The 26703-nt window shown below is 74.8% G+C and carries 17 protein-coding genes and 3 pseudogenes; 8 read left to right on the forward strand and 12 right to left on the reverse strand.

The window, feature by feature from the left end:
- Positions 1-794, reverse strand: a pseudogene (locus AB0M18_RS07550) (sugar transferase); the annotation flags it as partial.
- 451 nt (positions 795-1245) lie between these two features.
- Between AB0M18_RS07550 and AB0M18_RS07555 the strand changes: the two are divergent.
- Together AB0M18_RS07555 and AB0M18_RS07560 are read left to right on the forward strand one after the other, a co-directional pair.
- Positions 1246-2130 carry a glycosyltransferase gene (locus tag AB0M18_RS07555; protein ID WP_365755884.1) on the forward strand — a complete coding sequence of 295 codons (885 nt, stop codon included), beginning with the start codon at positions 1246-1248 and terminating at the stop codon, positions 2128-2130.
- Positions 2131-2415: 285 nt separating this feature from the next.
- Positions 2416-3468 carry a M4 family metallopeptidase gene (locus AB0M18_RS07560; protein WP_365755885.1) on the forward strand — a complete coding sequence of 351 codons (1053 nt, stop codon included), beginning with the start codon at positions 2416-2418 and terminating at the stop codon, positions 3466-3468.
- Between the two features lie 24 nt (positions 3469-3492).
- Here the strand turns inward: AB0M18_RS07560 and AB0M18_RS07565 are convergent, their stop codons facing one another.
- The 3 genes and pseudogenes from AB0M18_RS07565 to AB0M18_RS07575 form a co-directional block, all read right to left on the reverse strand.
- Complete coding sequence (locus tag AB0M18_RS07565; RefSeq protein WP_365755886.1) at positions 3493-4734, reverse strand: sialidase family protein; 1242 nt, start codon at positions 4732-4734, stop codon at positions 3493-3495.
- Positions 4735-4834: 100 nt separating this feature from the next.
- A pseudogene (locus AB0M18_RS07570) lies at positions 4835-6228 on the reverse strand (FAD-dependent oxidoreductase).
- 152 nt (positions 6229-6380) lie between these two features.
- A complete protein-coding gene (locus AB0M18_RS07575) occupies positions 6381-7091 on the reverse strand; it encodes a TetR/AcrR family transcriptional regulator (RefSeq protein ID WP_365755887.1) in 711 nt (236 codons plus the stop codon).
- A 123-nt stretch (positions 7092-7214) separates the two neighbouring features.
- Between AB0M18_RS07575 and AB0M18_RS07580 the strand changes: the two genes are divergently transcribed.
- Complete coding sequence (locus tag AB0M18_RS07580) at positions 7215-8849, forward strand: amidohydrolase (protein WP_365755888.1); 1635 nt, start codon at positions 7215-7217, stop codon at positions 8847-8849.
- A 20-nt stretch (positions 8850-8869) separates the two neighbouring features.
- Here the strand turns inward: AB0M18_RS07580 and AB0M18_RS07585 are convergent, their stop codons facing one another.
- Positions 8870-9919 carry a LacI family DNA-binding transcriptional regulator gene (locus AB0M18_RS07585; RefSeq protein ID WP_365755889.1) on the reverse strand — a complete coding sequence of 350 codons (1050 nt, stop codon included), beginning with the start codon at positions 9917-9919 and terminating at the stop codon, positions 8870-8872.
- 174 nt (positions 9920-10093) lie between these two features.
- Between AB0M18_RS07585 and AB0M18_RS07590 the strand changes: the two genes are divergently transcribed.
- From AB0M18_RS07590 to AB0M18_RS07610, 5 genes are read left to right on the forward strand one after another with little or no spacing between them, the layout of a single operon-like run.
- Entirely contained in the window at positions 10094-11716 is a 1623-nt protein-coding gene (locus AB0M18_RS07590) for an ABC transporter substrate-binding protein (RefSeq protein WP_365755890.1), read from the forward strand.
- An 8-nt stretch (positions 11717-11724) separates the two neighbouring features.
- Positions 11725-12684, forward strand: coding sequence for an ABC transporter permease (locus AB0M18_RS07595; protein WP_365756224.1), 960 nt, complete (start codon positions 11725-11727; stop codon positions 12682-12684).
- Positions 12681-13574 carry an ABC transporter permease gene (locus AB0M18_RS07600; protein ID WP_365755891.1) on the forward strand — a complete coding sequence of 298 codons (894 nt, stop codon included), beginning with the start codon at positions 12681-12683 and terminating at the stop codon, positions 13572-13574. The genes AB0M18_RS07595 and AB0M18_RS07600 overlap by 4 nt, the downstream gene beginning before the upstream one ends.
- A gap of 7 nt (positions 13575-13581) precedes the next feature.
- Positions 13582-14574, forward strand: a complete 993-nt coding sequence (locus AB0M18_RS07605; RefSeq protein WP_365755892.1) for an ABC transporter ATP-binding protein — start codon at positions 13582-13584, stop codon at positions 14572-14574.
- Positions 14571-15377: an ATP-binding cassette domain-containing protein gene (locus AB0M18_RS07610; protein ID WP_365755893.1), complete on the forward strand. Its 807-nt coding sequence runs from the start codon at positions 14571-14573 to the stop codon at positions 15375-15377. The genes AB0M18_RS07605 and AB0M18_RS07610 overlap by 4 nt, the downstream gene beginning before the upstream one ends.
- A gap of 5 nt (positions 15378-15382) precedes the next feature.
- Here AB0M18_RS07610 and AB0M18_RS07615 read toward each other — a convergent pair.
- From AB0M18_RS07615 to AB0M18_RS07645, 7 genes and pseudogenes are all read right to left on the reverse strand, one after another.
- A pseudogene (locus tag AB0M18_RS07615) lies at positions 15383-15683 on the reverse strand (ABC transporter ATP-binding protein); the annotation flags it as partial.
- A gap of 167 nt (positions 15684-15850) precedes the next feature.
- Positions 15851-16627, reverse strand: a complete 777-nt coding sequence (locus AB0M18_RS07620; RefSeq protein WP_365756225.1) for an SGNH/GDSL hydrolase family protein — start codon at positions 16625-16627, stop codon at positions 15851-15853.
- Positions 16628-16720: 93 nt separating this feature from the next.
- A complete protein-coding gene (locus tag AB0M18_RS07625; protein WP_365755894.1) occupies positions 16721-18673 on the reverse strand; it encodes an amino acid transporter in 1953 nt (650 codons plus the stop codon).
- A 203-nt stretch (positions 18674-18876) separates the two neighbouring features.
- Entirely contained in the window at positions 18877-20190 is a 1314-nt protein-coding gene (locus AB0M18_RS07630) for a cytochrome P450 (RefSeq protein ID WP_365755895.1), read from the reverse strand.
- Entirely contained in the window at positions 20187-21884 is a 1698-nt protein-coding gene (locus AB0M18_RS07635) for an FAD-dependent monooxygenase (RefSeq protein ID WP_365755896.1), read from the reverse strand. The genes AB0M18_RS07630 and AB0M18_RS07635 overlap by 4 nt, the downstream gene beginning before the upstream one ends.
- 33 nt (positions 21885-21917) lie before the next feature.
- On the reverse strand, positions 21918-25196 hold the full coding sequence (locus AB0M18_RS07640) for a ferritin-like domain-containing protein (RefSeq protein WP_365755897.1): 3279 nt from the start codon (positions 25194-25196) through the stop codon (positions 21918-21920).
- Complete coding sequence (locus AB0M18_RS07645) at positions 25193-26701, reverse strand: NAD(P)/FAD-dependent oxidoreductase (protein WP_365755898.1); 1509 nt, start codon at positions 26699-26701, stop codon at positions 25193-25195. The genes AB0M18_RS07640 and AB0M18_RS07645 overlap by 4 nt, the downstream gene beginning before the upstream one ends.
- Between the last annotated feature and the right edge of the window lie 2 nt (positions 26702-26703).

Raw genomic sequence — 26703 nt, forward strand, 5'->3', positions numbered from 1 at the left:
GGCAGCCGAGAGAGCCGGGACATGCGCGGGGCCCGGACGTGGATCAGCGGCACCCCGCCGACCGACCGCACCTCAAGGCGCGAGGCGGCCACGTCGCCGAAGGCGGGGGCGATCAGGAACTCGCCGCCGGCGGCCGCCGTGCTCCACGCGAGCCGGCGAAGGAGCGGAGCGTCGATCTCCGCCGACGGCAGCACCACGACGGCCGTCGAGTCGCCGAACGTCCTTATCGCCCCCGGCACCTCGTCGACCCCGCCGAGCACCTTCACCTCGAAGCGGTCCACCTCGGACGCGTTCACCGGATCCGTCAGGCACACCCCGGCGATGTCCATGCCCTGGAGCACGGAGCCCGCGGGCGCGCCCGGCACCCGGTCGCGCAGCAGCGCGGCGAGCAGTTCGGCCACCCCGGCCGACGGGCCGACCAGGACGGCGGTGGTACGGCCCCGGCCGCGCGCCCAGTGCCCGCGCAGTCGCCGCCGCAGTGCGTACCGGACGGCGAGCGACAGCCCGGCGGCCACGGGGGCGGCCAGGATCATCTCGTACATCAGATCCGGATCACGACCCAGGCCCCAGCCCAGGGCGGCCGCGAGCGCCGGAAGCACCAGGGCGCCGCGCAGCACCCGCCGGAACGCCTCGGTGCCGGAGCCCAGCGGGCCCCGCGCGTAACCGCCGTGGGCGTGCAGCACCGCGGCCCAGGCCGGCGGCAGCGCCGCCACGGCCGGCCAGTGGCCGCCCGCGCGCAGCACGAACAGGGCGGCGACGGCCGCTGCCGCGGAGTCCGCGGCCAGCAGTGCCATCTGGTGTCTTCTTCGCCACCACCGGCGAAGAGGCAGGTCGACATGTGTGGATTCGACACGGTGCCGCTCATGCGTGACCGGCAGGACGGTCATCCATTCCCCCCAAGGGCGCTTCCCGCGCACCTCGTCGAACCCCCACGGCCCTTCCCCCGGTTCGCCCGGTGAGCGCACGACTCACGGGCAGGGGAAGGGCGGCGACGGTCGACGAGGGTGCGCGGCTCTTCCGCCTGACTGAACGGTGCGGACGTGAGGTCGCAAGTCTCCCCAGCCACGACCAGGTCCGCACAGGACGCAGAATCCGCCCGGGACGATTGTTTCGACCGAGCGGATCCGGCAGCGCTCAATCTAGACCAACTAGGGCAGGCCATCCAGGAGTTGTGTGAAACTCCTACCGATACTTGAAGGAAGTGTAAGAGTGGGAAGAGTGGGACTCCTTGGTCATACTGTCCCCGTGTCCAGCATCGTGATCCCCGCGCACAACGAGGAACGTACCCTCGGCCGGCTGCTCGACCGCCTCCTGGACGGCGCCGGCGAGCGGGAGTTCGACATCCTGGTCGTGGCCAACGGCTGTACGGACGGCACCGCCGCCGTCGCCGCCGCCCGCGGCCCCGGGGTGCGCGTCGTCGAGACCCCCGTCCCGTCCAAGCACGAGGCCCTGCGCCTCGGCGACCGGCACGCCCGGGGCTTCCCCCGGATGTACGTGGACGCGGACGTGGAACTCGGCGCCGCCGACGTGCGCGCCCTGGCCGCCGCCCTCTCCGGCCCCGGGGCCCCGCTCGCCGCCGCGCCCGAGCGTGAACTGCCGATGACCGGCTGCTCCTGGCGGGTGCGGGCCTACTACCGGGTCTGGCAGCGGCTGCCCGCCGTACGGGAAGGGCTGTTCGGGCGCGGGGTGATCGCCATGACCGGCGAGGGCCACGCCCGGATCGCCGCGCTCCCACCGCTGATGGCCGACGACCTGGCCGCGTCCCTCGCCTTCGCGCCCGCCGAGCGCGCCGTCGTCCCGGCCGCCCGGGTCGTCGTCCGCCCGCCGCGCACCTGGCCCGACCTGATCCGCCGCCGGATCCGCGCGGCCACCTCGACGGCCCAACTGGAGGAACGCCGGCGGAAGTCGGCGGAATCTCCCACTCCGGCCGTCACCCCCGCGCCGCCGCCGCCGACCGCCCGCACCGGCCTCGGCGACCTGCGCGCGCTGCTGCGCGCCGACCCCACCCTGCTGCCCGCGATGCTCGTCTTCCTGTCGGCGGCACTCACGGCGCGCAGGGGCGCGCGCAAGGCGATCCGGGCGCGCGACTTCGACACCTGGCTGAGGGACGAGAGCAGCCGCCAGGACTGAGTGCGCCCCGGTCCTCCCGCTCCGGCGTGCGCGCCGTCGGAATCCCGCATGATCGGCGGGACGCCCCGGGGAAGGCCATGCGGTGACGGACCGGGAGCCCGGACGGCATCGGCGACGGCCCCACGCGCCCGCCCGCGACGCCGAATCCGCGCTGCTGCCCTGAACCGCGGCGGATCCATAGGCCCGGAGCCCTCGACGCGGGGCCGTGCCGTGCGCGATGATCACGCCCGCACTACGGCACCACCCCCCTACCCTCACCTCGCATCCCACACCGGGAGGACGTTGATGGCTCGCCGCACATCCCGCGGCCTGATCGCCGCGGCCACCGCCACCGTGGCGCTGATCGCCCCGGCGGGACTGGCCGGACCGGCCGCCGCCGCGGGCGCCGCCCCGCAGCCCGCCGGGCCCCAGGCCCGCATCTTCATGGTCAACCCCGTGCAGTCCACGGGCGACCAGTCGCTCACCGACGCCAAGGACTCCGCCACCGCGGTCCCCGCCTCCGCCTACGCCCTGGCGGAGCTCCGGAACCTCGACGGCAGCGGCGGCCTCTCCGGCCGCTGGGCCTCCGTCCGGTCCGACACCGGCGCCTCGGCCAAGACCGCCGACGCCGGAGCGTACGACCGGCACGACGACCAGTTCGAGCAGGTCATGGCGTACTTCTGGGTCAACGAGGCCCAGGAGTACCTCCAGGGCCTCGGCTTCGGCACCGAACTGCCCGGCGCCAACGACCGGGTGCAGCCCGTGCGGATCAACCAGTGGGGCGCCGACAACTCCTTCTTCACCGACAAGAAGGACGAGATCCGCTTCGGCAAGGGCGGCGTCGACGACGCCGAGGACGCCGAGGTCATCGTCCACGAGTACGGCCACGCCGTGCACGAGGCCCAGGTGCCCGGCTTCGGCACCTCCGCCGAGGCCGGCGCGATCGGCGAGGCCTTCGGCGACTACCTCGCCGTCGCCGTCGGCAGCAACGCCGCCGCCCGACACGGCTGGCCGCTGCGCGCCGACGCCGCCTGCGTCGGCGACTGGGACTCCGTCACGTACAGCGGCGCCCCGCACTGCCTGCGACGTCTCGACGGCACCAAGGTCTACGCCGACCGCGTCGGCGAGGTCCACGCCGACGGCGAGATCTGGTCCCGCGCCCTCTGGGACATCCGCACGGCCCTCGGCCCCCGCACCGCCGACCGGATCATCGTGAACGCCCAGTTCGGCTTCGCCCCCGACACCTCCTTCTCGGCCGCGGCGGCCCAGACCGTCGCGACCGCCCGGAGCATGTACGGCCAGTCCGCCTCCGACGCGGTCCGCGACGCCTTCCGGGCCCGCGGGATACCGGGCGTCTGAGCCGTCGGCCGGGCTCGCCCTGGCTCAGCCCGGCCGGACCCCGGCCGGGCGTGCCGGGCTGAGCCGGTCCAGCGGGACGCGCCGGAAGGCGATCGACTCGTACGGGCCGCGCACCCCCGTCTCGTACAGCACGCCGACCGTCTCCGCGTCCACCCGCACCAGGTCCGAGTAGGCGGCGGGTCTCGGCGACAGGGTGAGCGCCCGGGTGAGGGTGCGGCCGCCGTCGGTGCTGGTCCACAGGGCCTCGGCGGCGCGCCGGCCGGGCACCGAGGGTGCGGAGAACAGCAGCAGACCGGGCCGTCCGGACCCGGGCCCGGACACGTACAGCGCACTGCCCTGCACGACCGGCACGGAGGCGAGTGCGGGCTGGGGCGCGTACGGGCGGTCGAGGGTCGCGCCGCCGTCGCCCGAGCGGCTGTCGGCGCGGTTGCCCGGGGCGTCGCCGAGCTGGTCGCGGGTGCCGAAGTAGAGACCCCCGTCCGGGAGTTCGGCCACCGTGGACTCGTTGCTGTTGACCTGGCCGTCGTACGACGCGTCCACGTAGCCGATCCGCCAGCTGCGGCCTCCGTCGTCGCTGAGCAGGGCGTGTGCGCCGTAGTGGCGCGGCTCGCGGCCGGTGTCCGTGGAGCCGGGGGCCGGAGCGGCCGAGTGGTTGGCGGGGACGACGAGCCGGCCCGCGTACCGGCCGTGGGTGAGGGCGAGGGCATGCCCGGGACCGGTGGCGTACCAGCGCCAGTCGGCCCGCTTCACCGAGGCGGTGATGTCCCGGGGCGCGGAGAAGCCGCGCCCGTCGTCCGTGCTGCGCTGCACGTACACCCGCCGCCCGTGCGCCGCGTCCACCCGGCCCTGGAGCACGGCGCGTTCGGTCGCCGTTCCCGCGTTGCCGGAGGAGAGCAGCACGACGTCGCCGCTCGCCGGGTCGACCACGGGGGCCGGATTGCCGCGGGTGTCCCCGTGCCCGGCGGCGACCACGGACAGCGGCCCCCAGCTGCAGCCGCCGTCCGACGAACGCCGCAGCACCAGGTCGACGGCGCCCGCGTCCCCCGCCCCGTGCACCCGGCCCTCGGCGAAGGCGAGCAGCGTGCCGGCCGGGGTGCGGACGACGGCCGGTATCCGGTAGACCGCGTAGCCGCCGGTCCCGGCGGTGTACGGCACCGAGCCCGCGCACCGCGCGGGCCGGGGCGGTTCGCCCGCTCCGACGGCAGCCGCCGTCAGCGCGAGCACCGCCGCAGCCCGTCCCCAACGTCCGTATCGCCCCCGTCGCATGCCGCCCACCGCATCTCGTCCCGGCGGCGGGTCACCCAACACCGGGCCACAGGACGGGAGTCGGGCGGCGAAGACGAGGTGAACGCGTGCGGGCGGAGGCTCAGCTGTCGAAGCCGAGGCCCGCGCGGTCCAGAGCGCGCAGCCACAGATTGCGGCGGCCCTCGCGGGCGTCGGCGCGGGCGAGCGCCCACTGGGTGATGCCGATGCCGAGGGAGCGCACCGGCTCCGGCGGGAACGGCAGCGGCTTGCGGCGCACCAGCTCCAGCGAGGTGCGCTCGGTGCGCTCGCCGGCGAGCAGGTCGAGCATCACCTCGGCGCCGAAGCGGGTGGCGCCCACGCCGAGACCGGTGTAGCCGGCCGCGTACGCCACCCGGCCGCGGTGGCTGGTGTCGAAGAAGACGCAGAAGCGGGTGCTGGTGTCGATCGCGCCGCCCCACGCGTGACTGAAGCGGACCCCGCCAGCTGCGGGAAGGTCGCGAAGAAGTGCCGGGCGAGGGTCGCGAAGGTCTCCGGGCGCTGGTCCCGCTCGGCCCGCACACCGCCCCGGAAGCGGTGGACGGCGTCGAAGCCGCCCCACAGGATCCGGTTGTCGGCGGACAGGCGCACGTAGTGGAAGCGGTTGGCGCAGTCGGCGAAGCCCTGCCGGTTCCCCCAGCCCACGGTGGCGAGTTGATGATCCGTCAGGGGCTCGGTCATCAGCGCGTAGTCGTAGACGGGGACGGTGTACGGGCGGTGCCGGCGCAGCAGCGAGGGGTACGCGTTCGTCGCCAGCGCCACCTTTCGGGCACGCACCCGGCCATAGGGCGTGGTGACGGCGATCCGGGCGCCGTCCTCGGCGAGCCGGGTGCCCGGCGTCTGCTCGTACACGCGCACGCCGAGCTCCTGGCAGGCCCGCTCGAGGCCCCGGGCGAGCCGGGCCGGGTCGACCATGGCGACGCCGTCCCGGTTCCACAGCCCGCCCAGAAAGGCGGGGGAGTCGATCTCGGCCCGCACCGCGACCTCGTCGAGCAGCGCGACGTCCGTGCCGTACCGCGCGGCGGCCTCGGCCTCCTCCTTCAGGCCCGCGAGCTGGTACGGCTCGGTGGCCACCACCAGCGAGCCGCTGCGCCGCCAGTCGCAGTCGATGCCGTACCGGGCGAGGGTGTCCTCGATGGCCCGCAGGTTCTCCCGGCCGAGCCGTTCCAGACGCCCGATCTCGCCGGGCCAGCGGGCCAGGCCGTTGCCGAGCCCGTGCGTGAGGCTCGCCTCGCAGAAGCCGCCGTTCCGCCCGGACGCGGCGGCGCCGACCCGGCCCGCCTCGACCAGGACGACATCGGCGGACGGGTCGCGCTCCTTGGCGAGCAGCGCGGTCCACAGCCCGCTGTATCCGCCGCCGACGACGAGCAGATCGCAGTCGGTGGGCCCGACCAGAGCGGGCGCGGCCGGCGGCCGGTGGAGGGCGTCCAGCCAGAAGGGCGTGGGCGAGGCGTCCCGGAGCGCGTGCACGGGGTCCATGGGTGGAGCTCCTTCGGATCACGGAGGCGGACGCGGCGGCGGGCCGCGCGGCCTGACGAAGTGCCGCCATGAGACCGGGCGGGTCCGATTACCGTCAATGATGTTGACATAAGCGCATCCGGCCCCGCCACCGCACCGGACCCGGATGCCCCCTACTCCTCGCCGAGCGCCGTCAGCCGCGCGCCCACCGCGTCCAGCATCAACTCGAGGGCGAACGGGTGGCCGCTGTCCCGCATGTCCGCCGCGAGCAGCGGGTAGGTCGCCGCCACGTTCGGGTGGGTGTCGGGCGAGAGCCTGCCGTAGGCCGCGTGCCAGACCTGCTCGTCGGCCTCGCGGGCCGGCTCCGGGAGGGCGAGGGCCGCGGCGTCGAGGGCGGCGAAGGCAAGGGCCTGGTCGACGAAGGCGTGGTAGATGCGGACCGCCTCCGCGTCGGGGAAGCCCGCGCGGCGGATCACGCCGAGGATCGTCTCGACCGCGCGGGTCTCGTGCGCGCGGCCCGTCGTACGGTGCGCGGCGAGCGCCGCGACCTGCGGGTTCGCGAGGTAGGCGGCATGGATGCGCAGGGCGATGTCGCGCAGGTCGGCCCGCCATTCGCCGGTGGCCCGCCAGCCCGCCTGCGCCCGCCCGACCATCTCGTCGGCGAGGGCGAGCAGCAGGTCGTCGGTGTTGCGGAAGTAGCGGTAGAGCGCGCTGGGATCGGACCCGAGGGCCGCGCCCAGGCGCCGTACGGACAGCGCCTCCGCGCCGTGCTGGGCGACGAGGCGCAGCGCGGTCTCGACGATCACCCGCTCGGAGAGCACGGTGCCCTGCTTGGTGGGGCGGCGGCGCTGCCGCCGGTCCTCCGGAACCACTCGTTCGGCCATGGCCGGACCCTATCGGGGGAGCTCTTACGACAACACCCTTGACGTTCAAACGGCCGCGCCTGTTGCATGGCGCACCTCCCCGGGCCGCCTTCCGGGGCCCCCTCACCCTCCAGGAGTACGCAGATGAGCACGGCCGACCTGGTCTTCACCGGTGGTCCCGTCTTCACCGGCGACCCGGCCCGCACCCGGGCCACCTCGCTCGCCGTCACCGGCGAGCGGATCGTCGCCGTCGGCCACGACGAGGTGCGCGAGCTCGTCGGCCCGTCGACCGAAGTCGTCGACCTCACCGGCAGGTTGCTGATCCCGGGCTTCCAGGACGCCCACATCCACGCCGTGTACGGAGGCGTCGAGCTGGCCGAGTGCGACCTCAGCGGCACCACCGGCATCGACGACTACCGGCGGATCATCGCCGACTTCGCCGCCGCCCACGCCGACCACGAGTGGATCACCGGCGGCGGCTGGTCCATGGAGAGCTTCGAAGGCGGTCTGCCCACCCGGCAGTTGCTCGACGCGCTCGTCCCCGACCGCCCGGTGCTCCTGGTCAACCGCGACCACCACGGCTCCTGGGCCAACTCCCGCGCCCTGGAACTCGCCGGGATCACCGCCGACACCCCCGACCCGGCCGACGGCCGCATCGAGCGGGACGCCGACGGCAACCCCACCGGCGTCCTCCAGGAAGGCGCGGCGGTCCTGGTCTCCCGGCTGGTCCCGCCCGGCACCACCGCCGACCGCGTCGCCGGACTGCTGCGTGCCCAGACCCTGCTGCACTCGCTCGGCATCACCGGCTGGCAGGACGCCATCCTCGGCGAGTTCGCCGGCCGCCCCGACCCCTCCGACGCCTATCTCGCCGCCGCCCACGACGGCACCCTCACCGCCAGGGTCACCGGCGCCCTGTGGTGGGACCGGGCACGCGGCGCCGAGCAGATCCCCGAGCTCGTGGAGCGGCGGGCGAAGCTGAGCCACGGCCGGTTCCGCGCCGGCTCGGTGAAGATCATGCAGGACGGCATCGCCGAGAACTTCACCGCCGCCCTGACCAGCCCCTACCTCGACGGCTGCGGCTGCGCCACCGCCAACTCCGGGATGAGCTTCGTCGATCCGCAGGCGCTGCGCGGCCATGTCACCGCGCTCGACGCCCTCGACTTCCAGGTGCACTTCCACGCGCTCGGCGACCGGGCCGTACGGGAGGCGCTCGACGCGCTCGAGGCCGCCGTGGCCGCCAACGGGCGGCGCGGCAACCGCCACCACCTGGCCCACCTCCAGGTCGTCCACCCCGACGACATCGCCCGCTTCGCCCGGCTCGGCGCGCTCGCCAACATCCAGCCGCTGTGGGCCGCGCACGAACCGCAGATGGACGAGCTGACCATCCCCTTCCTCGGACCCGAACGCGCCGCCTGGCAGTACCCGTTCGGCGCGCTCGTCCGCGCCGGCGCCACCCTGGTGGCGGGCAGCGACTGGCCGGTCAGCAGCCCGGACCCGCTCGCCGGGATCCACGTCGCCGTCAACCGAGCCGAGCCCGGCGCCACCGACGGCCGGGTCTTCCTCCCCGAGCAGCGGATCGACCTGACCACCGCGCTGGGCGCCTACACCGCCGGCTCCGCGCATGCGAACGGCCACGACGAGGCCGGCAGCCTCCGCGCCGGACACCTGGCCGACCTCGTCGTCCTCGACCGTGACATCCTCAGCGCACCGCCCGAGGAGATCGCCGACGCCCGCGTCGAGCAGACCTTCGTCGGCGGCACCCGCGTCCACGGGGCCTGAGCGCGGGCATCATGAGCGAGTCACGACGAGGCCCGCACCCGCAGCCGGGCGGTGAGCAGCACGCCGGGGGGCGTGCCGCCCCCGCCCTCCAGGGCCGCCACGAGCAGCGCCATCCCCTTCTCGGCGACCTCCACCGGGCACAGGCTCAGCGTGCTGACCGGCGGATCCGCGTGCGCGGCCGACTCGTCCTCGCTGACGCACACCACCCGTACGTCCCCGGGCACGGCCAGGCCGAGCCGCCGCGCCGCGTCCATGACCAGCGGCGGACTGGCCTCCGCGACCACGAACAGACCGTCCGGCCGCGGCTCGGCGGTCAGCGCCCGCTCGACCGCCCGCACCACCGGACCGTTGCCCGGCTCGGGGACCAGGGTCACCAGCTCCTCGGCCCCGTGGTCCGCGCACCAGGCGCGGTACGCCGCGAGCATCTCCCGGTGGAACCTCGTCGTGCTGTCGGGCAGCACCAGCGCGGTCCGCCGGGCACCGCCCGACCGCAGATGCCCCAGGCAGTCCCGTACCGCCGCGTCGGTGTCCAGGTCGACCCAGTGCGCGCCCTCCCGGCCCGCGACCGAGGCGTCGCTGAAGACCGGGATCCGGGCCGCGAGGAAGTCCTCCACCAGGGGATCGTCCTCGACGGGATCGGCCACGATCACCGCCTCGAGGGGCAGGTCGGCCCACTCCCGCTGGAGCGATCCGGCGGGCAGCATCACCAGGGCGTAGCCGTGCCGCAGCGCGGCCGCGGCCGTCGCGCCGGTGAGCTGCGCGAAGTACGGCGAGTCGAGATACGTCCAGGGCTCGCCGGCGAACTCGCCGACCACGTAGCCGATCAGCCGGGCCCGCCCGGCGCGCAGCTGGCGCGCCGTCGCGTTGGGCCGGTAGCCCATCCGCCGCGCGGTCTCGACCGCCTTCTCCCGCACGGCGGGGGAGAGGCGCCCGGTGCCGTTGAGCGCGGCGGACACGGTGGTCTTGGAGAGGCCCGCCTCACGGGCGACGTCGACGAGCCGCACCCGGGGCGCAGCCGCCCCGCCGCGGCTCTCCCCGGCATGCCCCGCGGAGGGTTCACGTGTGGTCACGGTCCGATGCTGCCACCTCCCTGACCTCGGCAGAACCGTTCCCGCAAAGTCTCCGGAAAGTCGCGGAAACCCTTGTGCGGGAACGTTCCCGCATCAATACTCGCTCCATTCCTCCCCCACGTACCCCACGTACCGAAGCCCCCCGTCACTACACCCGTAAAGGGGTGGGTCTCCTTGCGCACGCCCAGACTCGGTCTGCTCCTCGCCGCGCTCGCCGTCACCGCGACCGCCTGCTCCGGCGCCACCAAGCCCACCGGCACCGGCCCAGACGGCTACGCCGTCACCCCGCTCTCGCCGCCGGCGAAGGGACCACTGCCCTCCCTCACCTGGTCGCTGTACGCCGAGCCGTACACCCTCGACTACGCCCAGGCCTTCGACTACCCGCCCAACACGGTCCTCGCCAACGTCTGCGAGCAGCTCCTCCGGGTCACCCCCGACCTGAAGATCGAGCCCGGCCTCGCCGTGAAGTGGGAGAACCCCGACCCGACGACCTGGGTCTACACCCTGCGCCCCGGCGTCACCTTCCACGACGGCACCGTGATGACCGCCGACGACGTCGTCGCCTCCCTCAAGCGCCAGATGGACCCGGCCACCGGCTCCCCCTGGGGCTCCGCCTTCAAGAACGTCAAGGCCGTCGAGAAGACCGGCCCGCTCCAGGTCACCCTGCGCCTGACCAAGCCCGACGTACTGCTCAACGAGCTCATGGCCGCCTCGCCCGGCACCATCGAGAGCGCCGCCTTCCTCGCCAAGACCGGCAAGGAGTACGGAGTGCCCGGCGGCAAGGTCGACTGCACGGGTCCGTACGCCCTGGAGAAGTGGCAGCAGGGCGAGTCGATCACCCTCAGGAGACATCCCGGTTACTGGGACAAGAAGCTCACGCCCAAGACCGACACCGTCCGCTTCACCTTCGTCGAGGACTCCGCGGCCCGCACCAACACCTTCCTGACCGGCACCGCCGACGGCGGCTACCTGGTCCCGTCCTCCTCGCTCGCCCAGCTCCGGTCGAGCGGCAAGGGCAAGGTCCACTTCGGCCCCAACACCGCCGCCGCCAACCTCGCCGTCCTGAACTTCCACGGCACCCTCGGCGACCTCAGGGTCCGCAAGGCCCTCTCCATGGCCCTCGACCGCGAGAACATCATCAAGGCCGCCGCCGGCGGAGTCGGCGTCCCCGCCAAGGCCCCGGCAGCCCGCGGCGCCTGGGCACTCCTGCCCGAACGCACCGAGGGCTACTTCAAGGAACTGCCCGACCCCGTCCACGACGTCGCCGCCGCCAAGGCCCTCGTGCGGGAGGCGGGCGCCACCGGCAAGCCCGTCACCCTCGTCACCAGCAGCCTCGCCCCCGAGATCAGCGTCGTCGCCAACGCCGTCCAGGCCGCCGGCCGCGAGATCGGCCTCGACGTGCGCCTCAAGGCCGTCGCCCCCGAGGCGTACAGCAGCATCTTCGTCGACCCGAACGCCCGCAAGGGACTCGACCTCGTCATCACCAACGGCTACGACAACACCCCCGACCCGCTGGAGTTCTACCAGTACCTGCGCACCGGCGACTTCGGGAACTACGGCAACTGGTCCGACCCCGGCTACGACGCCGCCTTCGACCGTGCCATCGCCGCCGCCGACCCCGGCGCCCGCAGCGACCTCACCCACGATCTGCAGAAGATCGCCGTCCGCAAACTGCCGATCATCCCGATCTACGAGGCGCCCTACTCCGTCTTCCTCGGCGACCGCGTCACCGGCGCCCCCACCGGCATCGCCCAGCTCTACTACCCCTGGGCCGCGACGATCGGCGCCGCACACTGATGAACGGCCTGACCCGTTATCTCCTCGGACGGCTCGCCGGTCTCCTCGGCGTCCTGCTCGTCACCTCCTTCGTGGTCTTCGCGAGCATCCACCTCGCCCCCGGAGACCCCGTCTCCTTCCTGCTCCACGGCCGCCCCGCCACCCCCGAGACGGTGGCCGCGCTGCGCGCCGAGCACCACCTCGACGACCCGCTCGCCGCGCAGTACGCGGGCTGGCTCGGCGACGTCCTGCGCGGCGACTTCGGACGCTCCGCCCAGTACCACCAGGACGTCTCGGCCCTGCTCGGCTCCCGGCTGACCGGCACCGTGCTGCTCGTCGGCTACGCGGCCCTGCTCGTCGCCGTCGGCGGCGTCACCGCCGGCGTGCTCGCCGCACTGCGCCCCGGCCTCGTCGACCGGCTCGTCCTCATCGGCACCGGCATCGCCACCGCCACGCCCTCGTTCGTCAGCGCCATCGCCCTGGTGTCGCTGTTCTCCGTCCAGCTCGGCTGGTTCCCCGGACCCGGCGGCACCCCCGACGGACTCGGCGACCGCCTCCACCACCTCACCCTGCCCGCCTCCGCCCTCGCCACCACCTTCGCCGGCCTCCTCGCCCGCGTCACCCGCTCCGCGATGCTCGACGAACTCGGCCGCGACCACGTCGAGGTGGCCCGCGCCCGCGGCGTCCCGGGCCGCACCGTCGTCCGCCGGCACGTGCTGCGCAACAGCCTCGGCCCCGTCGTCACCGTCGGCGGCACCATGCTCGCCGGACTCCTCGTCACCACCTCCGTCGTCGAGACCGCCTTCGACGTCCCCGGCCTCGGCTCCCTGCTCGTCCAGTCCGTCACCGCCAAGGACTTCGCCGTCGTCCAGGCCATCACCCTGCTCAGCGTCGCCGCCTTCGTCCTCGCCAACCTCGCCGTCGACCTCCTCGCCCCCCTCATCGACCCCCGGCTCAGCCTGCTCACCCACGGGGAAGGCCCCTCATGACCCTCACCGCACCCACCGGGGCCGCCGACCCCGCGGCCGCGCTGCGCAGACGCCCCGGCCTGCGCCGGCTGCGCGCCCTCGGCGGACAGGGCCCACTGTTCACCACGGCCCTCCTGGTGCTCGCCGCACTCGTCCTCGTCGCCGCCCTGGCCCCGCTGCTCGCCCCGTACGACCCCGAGGCCATGGACCTGTCCGCCAGCCTCGTCGGCACCGGCGGCGACCACCTCCTCGGCACCGACCAGTCCGGCCGCGACATCCTGTCCCGGCTGCTGCACGGCGCCCGCACCGGGCTCCTCGGCCCGCTGGTCGTCGTCGCCGTGTCCACCGTCCTCGGACTCGTCCTCGGCGTGGTCGCCGGCTGGCGCGGCGGCTGGGCCGACACCCTGCTCTCCCGCTCCATGGACCTCGTCTTCGCCGTCCCCGGACTGCTCCTCGCGATCATGCTGGTCGCCGTCGTCGGCTCCGGCATGACCGCACCCGTCGTCGCCATGGCCGTCGCCTACACCCCGTACGTCGGGCGCCTCGTGCGCGGCATCGCCCGCCAGGAGAAGGCCCGCCCCTACATCGAGTCGTACGTCGTCCAGGGCTGGTCCGGCTGGACCATCTGCCTGCGCCACCTGCTGCCCAACATCGCGCCCACCGTGCTCGCCCAGTCCGCGATGAACTTCGGCTACGCGCTGATGGACCTGGCCGCCCTGTCCTTCCTCGGCTTCGGCGTCCAGCCGCCCACGGCCGACTGGGGCGCCATGATCAACGACGGACAGTCGGCGATCCAGCAGGGCGCGATGCTGCCCGCGCTCGCCCCGTCCTTCTGCATCGTCCTCGCCGTCGTGGCGTTCGGCATCGTCGGCGAGGGCCTCGCCGACCGGATCGCGAAGCGGGAGCGCTGACCCCACCATGACCGCCCAGCCCAGCACCGAGAGCGCACCCGTCCTGGAGATCGACGGGCTCACCCTCGACCTCCCCGGCGACCGCGCCGCCCGCCCCCTCCTCGACGGCCTCCGCCTCACCGTCGGCCCCGGCGAGACCGTCGGCCTCGTCGGCGAGTCCGGCTCCGGCAAGTCCGTCGCCTGCCGCAGCGTCCTCGGCCTGCTGCCCGGTCGCGCCCGGGTCACCGGCGAGGTCCGCGTCGCCGGCCGCGACGTCCTCACCCTGGACCGCGCCGCCCTCGCCGCCCTGCGCGCCCGCGAGGTCGCCATGGTCTTCCAGGACCCGCGCGCCTCCGTCAACCCGCTGCGCCGCGTCGGCGACTTCGTCACCGAGGGCCTGCGCGCCACCGGCGTCCCCGCCGCCCGGGCCACCGCCCGCGCCGAGGAACTCCTGGCCGCCGTCGGCATCCGCGACCCGCGCGGCGCCCTGCGCCGCCACCCGCACGAGTTCTCCGGCGGCATGCTCCAGCGCGTCGTCATCGCCGCCGCGCTCGCCGCCGACCCCGCCCTCGTCGTCGCCGACGAACCCACCACCGCGCTCGACGTCACCACCCAGGCCGAGATCATCGCGATCCTCACCCGCCTCCAGGCCGAACGCGGCACCGGACTCCTCTTCGTCACCCACGACCTCGAACTCGCCGCCGCCATCTGCGACCGGGTGTACGTGATGTACGCCGGCCGCATCGTCGAGACCGGCCGCACCGGCGAGCTCTTCGACCGGCCCCGCCACCCCTACACCGCGGGCCTGCTCTCCTGCACCCCGCGCCTCGACCCCGACGCACCCGCGCCCGCCCCCATCGCGGGCCGCCCCGTATCGGTCTCCGAGGCCCCGCCCGGCTGCGCCTTCGCCGCCCGCTGCCCGCACGCCCAGCCGCGCTGCACCCGGGAGGTGCCCGAACTCCGCCCGTACGGGGACGGGTTCACCGCCTGCCACCGCGCCGACGAAGGGATCCTGCTGTGACCTCCGGACTCGCCGTCCGCGGACTGCGCAAGACGTACGGCGCCCACACCGCCGTCGACGACGTCTCCTTCACCCTCGCCCCCGGCTCCTCCCTCGGCATCGTCGGCGAGTCGGGCAGTGGCAAGACCACCACCGTCCGCATGCTCGTCGGCCTCGAACGCGCCGACGCCGGCACCGTCACCCTCGACGGCCGCGACCGCTCCGCCCGCCCCCGCGGCCGGGCCGAACGTCTCGCCCGGGCCCGCGAGATCCAGATGGTCTTCCAGGACCCCTACCTCTCGCTCGACCCGCGCGTCACCGTCGGCGGCTGCGTCGACGAGGTGCTGCGCCTGCACTTCCGCCTCGCCCCGGCCGCCCGCCGGGCCCGGGTCGCCGAACTCCTCGACCAGGTCGGCCTGGGCCCCCGCGAGGCCGCCGCCCTGCCCCGGGCCCTCTCCGGCGGCCAGCGCCAACGCGTGGCCATCGCCCGTGCGCTGGCCGCCGAACCCCGGGTCCTGGTCCTCGACGAGGCCGTCGCCGCGCTCGACGTCTCCATCCAGGCCCAGATCCTCGAACTCCTCACCCGCATCCGCCGCGAGGCCGGCGTCGGCTATCTCTTCGTCACCCACGACCTCGGCGTCGTCCGTCACGTCACCGACGACATCGTGGTCCTGCGGCACGGCCGCATCGCAGAGTTCGGCCCGACGGCGCGCGTCCTCGCCGCCCCTGAACACCCCTACACCCGCCTGCTGCTCGACTCCGTGCCGCGCCGGGGCTGGGACCCGGCGCGGATCGCGGAGCAGCGGGCGGGGGCGGGCGGCTGACCCGGTCAGCCGGCGGGCACCACCGCCCGGCCCGAGCGGAGCTCCAGACGGGCGCCGCCGAAGCACTCGCGGAAGCGTTCGTCGTGCGAGACCGCCACGACCGTGCCCGCGAACGCGGCGAGCGCGGCCTCCAGTTCCTCGATCAGGGACAGCGCCAGACGGTTCGTCGGCGTGGTCCTCGGGCAGGCCGGGGCGGCCCTGGGCGTAGGCGGAGAGCAGCGGCAGGGGCGGGGCGACGGCCGGGAGCTCCTGGGCGAGGTGTCCGACACGGACGGGCAGTCGTACCGTGCCGGAATCCGGGGCGAGGCGTGGGCCGTGCAGGCGCGCGCGGACACCGGCGGCCTCCCGCCCGACGCGGCTGCGCGTCAGCGGTTCACGCCGTGCCCCTGTCCTGGATCAGCGGAAGAAGTAGTACGCGTACGAACCCATGCGGCCCACCGTGACAGGGCGTCCCGACCACCCGCCCCCGGTTTTCAGGGGGTCCGGGGCGCGGTCACCGGAAGCAGCTCCGGGCGCTTGGCGGTGCGGCCGTCGCCGGAGGAGCGGCCGCGCAGCCGGCGCCCGAGCCAGGGGCCGAGGAAGGCCGCGGCCCAGGCCAGCTCCGTGCCGACGGCGCGCAGGCCGGTCGCGGGGCCGGTGGCGGGCGGCGGCAGGGGGCGGCTCCAGCCGGCGTCGCTGCCCGGGAGACCGAGGGCGTCGGCGAAGGCGGCGGCGATGCGCGCGTGGCCGAGCGAGGAGGCGTGGAGACGGTCGTGGCTCCACAGCCGCGGGTCGGTGACGACCGGGTGGGCGGCGGTCTCCAGGACGGTGACGCCGTGCGCGCGGGCGGCCTCCCGGATACGGGCGTTGAGCGCGGTGATCCGGGGTGCGACCGGGCGGGCCGCCGGGATGAGGCGGGTGAGGTCGGGGAAGGTCAGGGTGGCGACCCGGGCGCCGCCCGCGCCGAGGGCCGCGAACATCGCCGCCAGGTGCCCCGCGACCTCGTCGGCGTCGAAGCGCGGCCGCAGCAGGTCGTTGACCCCGGCGACCACGGTGGCGAGATCGGGTGCCAGGGCGAGCGCGGGACCGAGCTGTTCGGCCCGCACCTGTCCGGCGAGCCGGCCGCGCACGGCGAGATTGGCGTAGCGCAGCCCCGGGTTCGACCCGGCGGCCAGCTCGGCGAGCCGGTCGGCCCAGCCGCGCAGCCCGGTGGCGTCGTCGCCGTCCCCGACGCCCTCCGTCTGGCTGTCGCCGAGGGCGACGTACCGCAGGTACCGGGGCCCGGAGTACGCCGCCCCGGAAGACGCCGACTCTGCCGGCTGGTCACGCCGTTCATTATTCACATTGTTGAGTATAGGGAGGAGTCAGCCGACGTGGACGCGAGGGCGCCGGGACCGGTCCGGCTCGGCCTCGCGGAGGATCTCCCGGGTGACCGGGGCGATCTCGCCCTGGCCGAAGAGGAAGAAGCGGAGGAAGTTGGCGAAGGGGTTGCCCTCGGTCCACTCGAAGTAGATGTGCGGGCGGACCCCGGTGAGGTCGCGGGAGTGGAGCAGCAGGGCCGCCAGCGCGTTGGGGACGGACGAGCTCTCCACCGTCAGCACGCGGTAGCGGTCGTGGAGGATCTCGCCGCGGACCGTCAGTCCGGCCTCGAACTCGGACGGGTCGGTGACCGTCACCTCGACGAAGACGAAGTCCTCGGTGCCGGGGAGGTCGTTGTCGGCGCGGATCTGGTCCTTCTTCGACCGGTACTCGTCGACATCGCGGTTGCCGGGCTCGTTCGCGATGAACCGCGGCGTGCGGTTGGAGATGTCACGGATGAACCGCTCGGCCATGTCGTCGAGCTCGACGTGGGTGACCCGCAGTTCGAAGGCGCGGCCGAGCCGGGAGAGCAGCGAGATGAGGATGATGCCGGCGATGAAGCAGGCACCGATCTTCACGCCGTCCGGGCGCTCGATGACGTTCACCACGGTGACGTACAGCAGGACAGCGGAGATGGTGGCGAAGCCGATCACCCAGCCGCGCTGGCCGGCCCGGCGGGCGGCGATGGTCACCGCGATGGCGGCCGAGGACATCAGCACGAGGACACCGGTGGCGTAGGCGCCGCCCTGGGCGTCCACGTCGGCGTCGAAGATCCAGGTCACGAGGAAGGCGACGAGGGTGAAGACGATGACCATCGGGCGCACGGCGCGGGCCCAGTGCGGGGCCATGCCGTACTTCGGCAGATAGCGCGGCATCAGGTTGAGCAGACCGGCCATGGCGGACGCGCCGGCGAACCAGAGGATGGCGATGGTCGAGACGTCGTAGATGGTGCCGAAGGTGTTGCCGAGGTACTCGTGCGCCAGGTAGGCGAGCGCACGGCCGTTGGCCTTGCCGCCGGACTCGAACTCGTCCTGGGGGATCAGGACGGTGGTGATGAAGCTGGTCGTGATGAGGAAGACGCTCATGATGAGCGCGGCCGAGGTGAGCAGCTTCTTCGTGCCGCGGATGCGGCCGGTCGGCTTGGTCTCGGTGTCGTCCGGATCGCCCTCGACATGCGGCATCACGGCCACGCCCGTCTCGAAGCCGGACATGCCGAGCGCCAGCTTCGGGAAGACGATCAAGGACACGCCGATCATGACGAAGATGTTGCCGTGCTCGGCCGTCAGGGCTGAGGTCCAGTCGGTGACCACATGGCCCTCGGTCAGGACGTGGTACAGGCCGTTGACCACGACGACGGCGTTGAGCCCGAGATAGACCGCGACGAGGGCGACGGCGACGCCGATGGCCTCCAGGAAGCCCTTGAGGAACACCGCGCCGAGCAGGGCGATCAGGATCATCGTGATCAGGACCTGCTTGTCGTGCAGGGCCGATTCCAGGTGCGGGTTCTCCACCAGGTGGGTGGAGGCGTCGGCGGCCGACAGGGTGATGGTGATGAGGAAGTCGGTCGCCGCGAAGCCCAGCAGGGTGAGGACGAACAGCTTGCCCTTCCAGAAGGACAGCAGTCGCGACAGCATCGCGATCGATCCCTCGCCGTGCGGACTCTCCTCCGCCACCCGCCGGTAGACCGGCAGCGCGCCCAACAGCGTCACGATGACCAGGATGATCGTCGCGACGGGGGAGAGCAGCCCGGCCGCGAGGGCGGCGATGCCGGGCTGGTAGCCGAGGGTGGAGAAGTAGTCGACACCCGTCAGGCACATCACCCGCCACCAGGGCTGCCCCTTGTGTTCGGTGTGCTCGGGTTCCTTCGGGCGTGACGGCCGCCCCTTGCCCATGTCGGACAGACCTTCCAGCATCCAGGCCCGCAGGCGGCTGGAACGGGTGACGGTGGGCGTGGCCATCGGGGGACTCCTGCTGTCCGGTACGGCGTATAGGTCGGTTTCGGCCATCGACGGACGGCGGCCGAGACAGCGTACGCAAGGGACACGTAGGGAAGACACCGGAGCGCGTATGGATACCGTCAAGATCCCCCTGGCGGGCGTTGCCCTCGTCACAGCAGGTGCTGCCCGGGAGGCGCGTGGCCGCCGGCACGGCCCGCCGGCAGCTACACGCCGACGTCCCCCCGGCCGTCCCCCCGGCCGTCCCTCCGGCCGGGAGCCCCCGCCCCTCCACAGGTGACCGTCAGCCGCTCCGGACCGTGGAACACCCAGTCCGGGGCATGGCGCACCTCCACCACCGGCCGGGCGGCGGGCCGCAGGGCCGGGAGACGGGCCAGGAGGACGGCGAGGCCGGTCTCCGCCTCCGCGCGGGCCAGGGCGGCGCCCGCGCAGTAGTGGATGCCGAGCCCGAACGCGCAGTGGCGGGCCTGGGCCCGGTGGACGTCGAGCCGCTCCGGGGCGGGGAACCGGGCCGGGTCGCGGTTGGCCGCGCCGAGGACGAGGACGAGCCGGTCGCCCCGGCGTACCGGGTGGCCCGCGAGCCCGCAGTCGCGCTGCGCCCAGCGGGTGATCATCTGCACCGGCGGGTCGTGCCGCAGGAACTCGTCCACCGCGCCCGGCAGCAGCGCCGGGTCAGCCCGCAGCTCGGCCCGCAGCCCCGGGCGGGCGAGCAGCGCGAGCACCGCCTTGCCGAGCAGGCCCGTCGTGGTCTCGTGACCGGCGGTCAGGAGATGGATGCAGGTGGCCGACTGCTCCGACGGCGTGAGCGCGGTCCGCTCGTCGGCGGCCCGCGCGAGCGCCGAGAGCAGGTCCCCCCGGTCGCCGCCCGGACCGCGCCGCGCGTCCAGCTCGCGCCGGAAATAGGCGGTGAGCTCGGCCGCCGCCCGCTCCGCCACCGTCATCCCCGCCGGACTGCGGTCCGCCCGCGCCCCGCCCGCCCGCTGCAGTGCCAGCGCCCGCTCCCGGAACCATCCGTGCCGCTCCGCCGGCACGCCCAGCACCCCGGCGATGACAAGCAGCGGGAAGGGCGCCGCGAACTCGGCGATCAGGTCCACCGATCCCCGGGTGGCCAGCGGGGCGACCAGCCCGCGCGCGATCCGGCGGATCGCCGGGCGCAGCGCCGTCACCGGCCCGGCACCCAGCGCCGGGGTGACCAGGGCCCGTACCCCGGTGTGGCGGGGCGGGTCGAGGAAGACCAGCCAGTTCTCCACGACCTCGCGAAGCACCGCGTACCCCGGCGGCAGTGGGGCCGCGCTGGCCGTCGCCGGGTCCGCCCGGCCGAACTCCCGGCGCGCGAGGACCCGCGCCACCTCCGCGTACCCGAACACGTACCAGGTCGTCGGCGCCCGCCCGGGGCCCCGCGCGGGGTGGACCGGCCCGGCCTCCCGGTAGCGCCGGTAGACGGGGTACGGGTCGGCCAGATCGAGCAGCGCCGGGTCGAAGGGCGGCAGAGCACCGTACGCGGCGGGCTCGGCGCTCATCCCGCCGCTCCCCGCACCCGGTCGGCCAGGGCGCCGGGGTCCCGGGGCGGCACCGCGCCCCGCCAGGCCACGTGCCCGTCCGGACGGACCAGGACGTACGGGAGCTCGTAGCGCGCCGCCGCCACCGGATCGGCACACGGCTCCACCCGCAACGGCACCCGGCGGTCGGCGAACGCCCGCATCGTGCCGTCCGCCCGCAGCCGCCCGCCGGAAACAGTGCCGTCGCCGGTGCCGAAGCAGAGCAGGACGAACTCGCGCCCGTACAGATCGAGCGTCGAACGCCCGGGCGCGAGCCACGCGTGCGGCGCCCGCATCCCCGGCAGCGTCGAGGCGTTGAGCGCGGGTGCCGCGACCGGGGGCGCCTGGGGTGCGGGCTCCTCGGCGGCGAGGAGAGGGGAGGAGTAGCGGTGCCCGAAGTGCATCTCCGGCCGGTCGAACTCCCGCCGTACGTCCGAGGCCGCCAGCTCCTCGGCCAGCGCCGCCCTGGCGCGGGCGCCCACCGGGGTGTCGTCCAGGAGGGCCGGAGAGATCCGCCGCTCCTGGGTGCGTCGCAGATTCCGGTGGGCCTCCGCGATCCCGGCCAGGGCCACCGGGCGGCGCTCCGAGCCGTACGCGTCGAGCAGCCCCGGCCCCGCCCAGCCGGCCAGCGTCGCGGCCAGCTTCCAGCCGAGGTCGGCGGCGTCGCAGACCCCCGTGCTCATCCCGAAGCCGCCGGACGGCGACAGGGTGTGCGCCGCGTCCCCGACGAGGAACACCGGCCCCGACCGGTACCGCTCGGCGACCCGGTGGGCAAGCCGCCACACGGTGTCCGAGACCACCTCCAGGGGCGTGGCCAGGGCCACCGCCCGGCGCACCACCTCCAGCGGTGCCGCCGGGCCGACCGGCGCGGTCAGCCGGTAGAGCCCGTGCCCGTCGATCGAACGCAGCGGATAGCGCAGCCCCGTGGGCGAGGTGAGGAAGTGGACGAGCGGGGCGCGCGGCCCGAGCAGCTTCGGCAGTTCCGGTGCCCGGAACACGATGTTCCGCAGTGTCCGGGCCGAGTGCAGCTCGGGCGAGGGGATCCCGCAGGTCTTGCGCACCGGCGAGGAGGCACCGTCGCAGCCGACCAGGAACCGGGCCCGGACCGTGACGGCGGCGCCCGGGGACCCGCCGGCGGCGACGCCCGCCATCACGCCGTCCGGCCCGGTGGTGAAGCCGAGCAGCCGGTGGCGCAGCCGTACCGGCCCGTCCGGATGGCGGCCCACCCGGTCGAGCAGCAGCGGCACCATCCAGTGCTGCGGGCAGATCGCCTCCGGCTCCGGGGTGTGCGACGGCAGCGGCCGGGTCGCCAACGTGCCGAACCCGAGGCGGTGGATCTCGTGCCCGCCGACCGCCGTCACCCACGCCACGTCCAGCGCGTGATCGTCCGGCCAGCCCGCGCCGCGCAGCGCCTCGGCCGCCCCCCAGCGGCGGAACATCTCCATCGCGCGCGGCCCCACCGTGGTGATCCTGGGCTCGACCGAACCGCCGTCCCCCGCCTCCACCAGCACGAAGTCCACCCCGCGCGCGGCGAGGTCGAGCGCCAGGGCAAGCCCCACCGGCCCGGCCCCCACCACCAGGACGTCCGTCTCCCACACCCCGGCCCCGCCCCTGGCGCCCGTGCCTCCGCCCGGACCCGCCGGGCTCTCGTACCCGCTCATCGGTCCAGTGCTCATCGGTCCAGTGCTCATCGGCTCAGCGCTCACCGGTCACCGCCCTCCCTCGGCACGGAACTGCTCGGCGTAGAAGGTCATCAGCTCCGGCACCCGCCCGGGCACCCCCGCGCACTCGCGGGCCATCCGCGCCAGATGGGAGAAGCGCATCGCGAACGCCCGGCGCGCCACGTCCGGCCGGGCCAGCGCCACGGGCGGCTCCTCCAGCTCGAAGGACGGACCGGCCGTCCGCCCCCGCCAGCCCGAGTCGAGCGTCACCAGGAGCTCGGCCAGCGGGCGCATCATCCCGGTCATCACGTCGATCGCCGCGTTCATCAGGCGTGAGCGGCGCAGGCTCGCGTCCGGGCTCTCCGCGAAGTGCTGCACCATCAGCTGAAGCATCAGGAAATAGGCCCGGTCGAACAGCCGCATCACCTCCCGGGCGTGCGGATCGCGGACCGCCGCCCGGCCCGGATGCGCCGGGTCGAGCGTCGGATTGCGCAGCGCCGGATAGGCGGGGCTCCACGGCGCGCCCTGCCCGCCCGGACCGTCCGCCCGCTCGGTCATCAGCAGCTCCCCGATCCGTACGAACGTGTCGTGATGGGACTCCGGCACCGGTCCCGGCGCGTTCAGGACCCCGCCCTCGCCCTGCTCGGTGACGAAGTCGATCGCGAACAGCGCGCTCGACAGGTCGTCCACCTCCAGCTGGTAGTCGGGATGACGGGCGTCGACCGTCCGGCCGAGGAAGAGATGGTGCTCGCCGCCACCCCGGCCCCGGTCCACCAGGAACAGGTCCGGCACCCGGGTCAGCCCGTCGCGGATCGCCGCGTACAGCTCGCTCGGCGAGCCGAACGGCGCCGCCCCCGCCGTCCCGGCGGCCGCGTCCGCCGCCCCCTCCGGACCTCCGGCCGGCGGGATGCCGACGCCGCCCGCCAGCCGCTCCGGCCGCTCGATGGCGACGAACCGCTGCACGCTGCCGAGGTGCAGCGGCTCAAGCGCGAAGTCCAGCGGCAGCGGCAGCAGCCCCGGCGTGCCGAAGTCGATCGCCGGCACATGGAAGGGCTCGCCCATCGCCATCAGGACGTTGTTGACCACCAGGAAGTGCACCATCTCCTCGCGGGCCACCGCGAAGAGGCTGTCCCGGATCCCCCGGCTCAGCGTCTCGCCGCCGTCGCCGCAGGCCAGCCGCAGCTGCCGGGGCGTCCACACCCCGCGCTGCACACAGGCGAAACCGGCGCCGTGCGTCGGCAGCGCGTACCCCGCGTAGAGGTACTGCAGACAGGTCGCCAGCTCCACCGTCACCGCCTGCCACAGCGCAGCCCGCAGCTGGGCGCGGGTGGTGATCCGGGGGCGCGCGGCGGCCGGCGAGGGCGACGGGGCGGCGACCGGCAGGACCGCGTCGGCGGTGCTCCGGGCCCGCAGATGGCTGAGCAGCAACCGCGCCTTGGGCAGCGTGAGTTCGCGGGTCGGCGGCATGTAGTACGTGCGGCCCCTGTTCGCCGGGTCGCACATCTGCCAGATCAGCTTCGCGTACGTCTCCACCTTGCAGCGGTCCGCCAGGCTGAACACCTCGTCCCGCATGAACGGGAACAGCTGCTCGTAGAAGGCGAACACCTCCCGGTGCAGCAGCTCGAAACCCACGTCCTCCCTCAGGACCGCGTCCAGCGCCCAGTCGTCCGGCAGCACCCGCACCTGCGCCCCACCCGCCCCGGCCCACCAGCCCAGCGCGTCCGCGTCGTCGTAAGCGGCAGCCGCCGAACCGGGCGCGTCGAGCGGGCACGGCGGCAGCTCGTCGGCTCCGGCGGTCAGCAGCAGCCGCGCCGTCCCGGCCCGGGCGCCGCGCACGGTGAACCAGCCCCGCCCCCGCTCGTCCGTCATCAGCCGGCAGACCGCGTCGTAGGGCCCTGGCTCCTGGACGCCCGCCGCACCATCCGCGTCGGCGGGCGTCTCCTTGTCCTCGGCGAGCCGTCCGGGCCGCAGGTCCACGATCCGCAGCTCCCCGGCGCGCGCCCCGGGGGAGGCGGCGACCGGGTCGCGGGGCAGCGCCCGCGGATGGGCGAACTGCCGGACGACGACCGGCTCCTGGGCCGCCGGACGCCCCCGCACACTCGCCCGTACGGCGATCTCCACGGCGTGGTCCTCGCCGCGCTCCCGGTCCGGGTGCTCGACGAACACCGCCGCGTCGTCGGTGACCACCACCCGTTCCCGCTCCCGTAACAGCACCCGCCGGCCCGTGCCGTACGGTCCCACCAGGCACAGGCCCTCGTCCGCCGCCCAGGCGGCGCCCGGCGCGCTCACCGGGACCCGGGCCACCGGCCCGCCGTCCGGCGGGCCGTCGCCTCCCGGGAGCACCGCGACGAGTTCGTCCGAGACCGTCGTGCGCAGTTCGAGCTCGCCGGTTCCCGGCCGGCCGAACGGCAGGTTGAACACCGCCTCCTCGGGACCCACGCGCACCGAGCAGATCCGGGCCCGCGGCCCGCCGCCGGTCGGGTCCGCACCGTACGGGACGAGGAGCCGGCCCGCCGGATGCGTACGGAGCTCGTCCGGGCACCAGGGCGCGATCACCCCGCGCAGCCGCCACTGCTGCGGGGCGTCACCGGGCCCGTCGTACCCGTGCCCGGGGTCGCCGGACGCGCCCGCCGCGTCCAGGGTGAACTGGACGAGCAGCCCGCCCGCCTCCTCGGCCGCCGCCCGCAGCGCGGCGGCCAGCGGCGAGCCGCCGCCGGGGCCGTCCGGCCAGTCCAGGGCGGGTCCGGCGGGCACGGCGAACTGGTGAAGCACCGAGGGCACCGGGGCGAAGGACTGCCAGCGCGGCGGCTGGAAGCCGGTCACGTCCCCGAGGCACACATGCCCCGAGTCATGCGAACGGCCCTCCCGGCCCAGCGCGAACCGGCCGATCATCAGGGTCGTCGTCCAGGCGGAGGCCGGATCGACGTCGAACACCCGGGCCCGGTTCGCGGTCGTGCCCAGATACGGGTTGTAGTGGCCCCACAGATCCACGGCCCGGCCGAGCAGCGGATCCCCGCCGGCCGGCGCCACCGGTGTGCCGTCCGGGCCCTCGGCGGCCGTCACCCGGGCGTCCACCGAGAAGTGCCCGTTGCCGGAGAAGTGCCCGCCGAGCGCGCCTCGTCCGCGCAGCAGGGCGTGCAGCTCGGCGGCCGGCCGGTCGGCCGGGAACGGCGCGACGGCACCGGAACCCGGCCGGTCCAAGGGAGCGAGGACGGTGTTGGTCGCCAGGTCCAGGAGACCGGCCGCGGCGGCGCCGCGCGGCCCGGTGGGCAGCCTGGTCACCGCGGTGCCCGCGAAGTGCAGCCGGGGCAGGTCGAAGACGCTCACGCCGCCTCCAGGAGGGCCGGGGCCGGACGGCCGTGCCGGTGGGCGGCGGCGAAGCGGTCGATGTCGGCGACCGCCGCGAGGGCCGACTCCACCGCGCCCTCGATCCAGGCGGGTTCGGAGGAGCAGTGCTCCCCGGCGAAGAACAGGCGCCCCTGCGGGCGGGCCGCGCGGCGCCGTTCCTCGGCGCAGGCCGCCGCGTCCTTCCCCCAGCGGATGGCGCAGCCGCCCGCCGTCCACGGGTGCTCGCCCCAGGCGATGCCCGCCACGCCGCGCACCATGCAGCGGCGCAGCAACTGCGGGTGCATCCGCCCCAGTTCGTCGATCACCACCGCGTTCCGCTGCCGGGCCGGCATCCGTCCGAGCAGGTCGGCGTCCTCGCCGATCGTGTAGCTGGCGAGCAGCGCAGCGCCCCGCCGGCCGGCCGCGCCGCCCGTGTCGTCAGGGCCGCCGCCGTCCTCCGCCGGGGCCGGATAGTAGGTCTGCCGGATCAGGCCGCCGCTGAAGGAGGCCCCGCCGCGGATCCCCTCGCGCTCCCAGAAGGGCTCGCGGACATGCAGCGCGACCTTGGTCGCCGGGCAGTAGTCGACCTCGCGGACGACGGCCTTCTTGTCCTCGTCGAGCCCGGTCAGCGGCATACGGCGCAGCACCGGGAACGGCACCGTGCACAGCACCAGGTCGGCGCGGCGCAGGACGGCGAGCGGTCCCCGTCCGATCCGCAGCCGGACGTGGTCGGGCGCCACGTCGAGCCCGGTGACCTCCTGGCCGAGCCAGACCGGTCCGCGGATCCGGGCGGCGAGCCGCTGCGCCAGCTGGTCCATGCCGCAGGCCAGACGGATCAGCCGGGGGCTGGTCTCGGTGAGGATGTCGTCGAGGAAGCTGTCGAGGCGCGTGCCGCAGCCGGCCCGGACGCCGGGGTGCGCGGCGAAGAGCCCGTGCACGTCGACCCGGTCCTTCCCGTCCCCGAGGAGATGGGGTGTCAGGTCGATCCGCTCGACCCGGTCGAGCAGGTCGCGGGCCAGATCGGCGCGCAGCCCGGTGCGCAGCGCGGGCGGGGCGACCGCGTCGACGACGGCGGCGAGCCAGGCGCCGAAGACCACGGTCTCCTCGCGGTAGTCGTCGCGGGCGAGCGCGGACCGCACGTCCGCGATCAGCCGGCGCGGTGCCTCGCGCAGCCGGACATGGCCGGTGCCGGTGGCGAGGAAGGCGTTCTCCTCGGACAGCAGCGTGGTGAAGGGGCGCACCTGGTCGGCGAGCCCGAGGTGGTCGATGTAGTGCATGGTCCGGCGGTGCGTGGTGGGCACACGCATCGCGCCGAGCTCGACGAAGGGGGCGCCCTCCTGGGCGCCGAAGCGGTGGGTGCGGACGCGGCCGCCGAGCCGGCGGCTGCCTTCCAGGATCTCCACGCGGTGGCCGAGGCGTTCGAGCTCGTAGGCGGCGACCAGGCCGGCCATGCCCGCGCCGATGACGGTGACCGTGCCTCGGGTGCGCGTCAGGTGCTTGGACAAGG

This window comes from Streptomyces sp. NPDC051909 (assembly GCF_040681095.1).
Taxonomy (GTDB): domain Bacteria; phylum Actinomycetota; class Actinomycetes; order Streptomycetales; family Streptomycetaceae; genus Streptomyces.

What these genes read in the sequence shown, in the direction of transcription:
- AB0M18_RS07560 (WP_365755885.1), top strand. Translation starts at nt 2,416, where the DNA reads ATGGCTCGCCGCACATCCCGCGGCCTGATCGCCGCGGCCACCGCCACC.
- AB0M18_RS07565 (WP_365755886.1), bottom strand. Translation starts at nt 4,734, where the DNA reads ATGCGACGGGGGCGATACGGACGTTGGGGACGGGCTGCGGCGGTGCTC.
- AB0M18_RS07575 (WP_365755887.1), bottom strand. Translation starts at nt 7,091, where the DNA reads ATGGCCGAACGAGTGGTTCCGGAGGACCGGCGGCAGCGCCGCCGCCCC.
- AB0M18_RS07580 (WP_365755888.1), top strand. Translation starts at nt 7,215, where the DNA reads ATGAGCACGGCCGACCTGGTCTTCACCGGTGGTCCCGTCTTCACCGGC.
- AB0M18_RS07600 (WP_365755891.1), top strand. Translation starts at nt 12,681, where the DNA reads ATGACCCTCACCGCACCCACCGGGGCCGCCGACCCCGCGGCCGCGCTG.
- AB0M18_RS07605 (WP_365755892.1), top strand. Translation starts at nt 13,582, where the DNA reads ATGACCGCCCAGCCCAGCACCGAGAGCGCACCCGTCCTGGAGATCGAC.
- AB0M18_RS07625 (WP_365755894.1), bottom strand. Translation starts at nt 18,673, where the DNA reads ATGGCCACGCCCACCGTCACCCGTTCCAGCCGCCTGCGGGCCTGGATG.
- AB0M18_RS07630 (WP_365755895.1), bottom strand. Translation starts at nt 20,190, where the DNA reads ATGAGCGCCGAGCCCGCCGCGTACGGTGCTCTGCCGCCCTTCGACCCG.
- AB0M18_RS07635 (WP_365755896.1), bottom strand. Translation starts at nt 21,884, where the DNA reads ATGAGCACTGGACCGATGAGCGGGTACGAGAGCCCGGCGGGTCCGGGC.